Source organism: Photorhabdus viridis, from assembly GCF_040256935.1.
GTDB lineage: Bacteria > Pseudomonadota > Gammaproteobacteria > Enterobacterales > Enterobacteriaceae > Photorhabdus > Photorhabdus viridis.
Window position 1 is genome coordinate 1 of record NZ_JBEJZY010000330.1, and the last position, 337, is coordinate 337.

General features: G+C 47.5%; 1 protein-coding gene. It reads right to left on the reverse strand.

What is annotated here, in order from left to right; translation table 11 throughout:
- Nucleotides 1–337 (reverse strand): hypothetical protein (locus ABR397_RS25565; RefSeq protein ID WP_350307821.1); only part of this gene is annotated, 337 nt, incomplete at both ends.

Genomic DNA, 337 nt, shown 5'->3' on the forward strand with positions numbered 1-337 from the left:
CTGCGCATCTTTCTGTATCCACAGATTATCGCTGGCTTGCAGTAAAGCTTTATCCCCGGTATTACGCACGGTGTCGCCAAATACCCGCATATCCCGGCCGGCAGTTACGCTGCCTTTATTCTCCAGCGTGGTGTTTGCCAGGGTAATATCCCGCTCTGCCTGCACGGTAATATTCGCGGCAATATCAGTTTCTTTGCCCATAATATTGAAATCGGTTTTAGCCTTGGCATTGCCTAATTCAATTTTGCCATTAACGTTTAAAGTAATATCACGCTGGTCGCTGGTTAACTCTTTCAAATTAACCCCAACGCCATCCTCAGTAGCCACCAGCCGGATT